This window comes from Allomesorhizobium camelthorni, from assembly GCF_011045125.1.
In the GTDB taxonomy this organism is placed as follows: Bacteria; Pseudomonadota; Alphaproteobacteria; order Rhizobiales; family Rhizobiaceae; genus Allomesorhizobium; species Allomesorhizobium camelthorni.
The window spans coordinates 1-1,014 of sequence record NZ_JAAKZF010000274.1; the positions used below are offsets into that span (position 1 = coordinate 1).

1 protein-coding gene is annotated in these 1,014 nt (G+C 52.8%); it reads left to right on the forward strand.

What is annotated here, in order from left to right; genetic code table 11:
- Positions 1–28 precede the first annotated feature (28 nt).
- Positions 29–379 (forward strand): DMT family transporter, encoded by a 351-nt coding sequence (locus G6N73_RS35840; RefSeq protein WP_206079281.1) that lies wholly within the window; start codon positions 29–31, stop codon positions 377–379.
- The last annotated feature ends 635 nt before the right edge of the window (positions 380–1,014 follow it).

Genomic DNA, 1,014 nt, shown 5'->3' on the forward strand with positions numbered 1-1,014 from the left:
CCGAGGCTTCCGACAATCATGAATCGACATGGCAGTGAGAAGCGCTCTTGTCGCCTACTCCTGCCTCGGCCTCGCGATCCTATTCGAGGTCACGGGCTCTACTTTTCTGCAGAAATCCCAACAGTTTACAAAAATGGCGCCCACGCTGACTTTCATCGCCTTATATGGGGTATCGTTCTGGTTCCTGTCGCAAGCACTGAAAAGCATGCCACTCGGTGTTGCCTATGCCATATGGTCAGGTCTCGGCATCGTGCTTACCGCGGCCATTAGCGTGGTCATCTTCCGACAGGTGTTGGATATGGCAGCAATCATTGGCATTGCCATGATTGTTAGCGGCGTGGCCGTCATGCAGGTGTTCTCTCGGGCTGCAGCCTACTAATAGAGATTTCACATTGTAGTCCTGGAGGGGCCTGCCTCTAGAAAGATTATTTGGGGAAGCACTTCGCGAAAGTGCCGTCAGAGATGCGCCCTGTCAAAAAAGAACTTCTAACCTCTTGAAGTCCTGTAGGATAAACGTGAAGTACTATAGCTGGCACCTGTAGAAAACGAAAAAAAGCGAAGTGCAAAGTAGTCATACTTCGAGAGTTGACGAACGGCCCGCCGTGGTCACCACTTGGGAGCAACCGCTCGCGCTGTGGGGAGCCCTGCCATTTCATGATAGTCACCTGCATCTGCTTACGATGATTTTGGACGGAGATCGGCCATAGCTATTGGTTATTTCGATGGTGAGCTCAGAACTTTTCTTTAGCGTCCGTAGCGGACGATTGTCGAGACTTGCATCTTTCAAGATACTATCAGTTTGGTCAGCTTCTGCGGTACTGGGCGGGGAGCCGGCAGTGCGGTGTGGCGTGGCCCCCAGCGATGGGGGCCCGTCTTGTTCTTCCTGACAAGCTTCATTTCAGGCTTCGTGTTCCTGGCCAACGTCCAAAAAAGCTAAATCAGTGGCGTATCCGGCATAGAGCGACCGGGGAAAGGGCCTGATGCTGTGGCGTGTTTATCGGTACCGCCTAGGCT

Bases quoted from the DNA above. Each gene is read 5' to 3' on its own strand.
- G6N73_RS35840 (WP_206079281.1), top strand. From the start codon at position 29: ATGGCAGTGAGAAGCGCTCTTGTCGCCTACTCCTGCCTCGGCCTCGCG.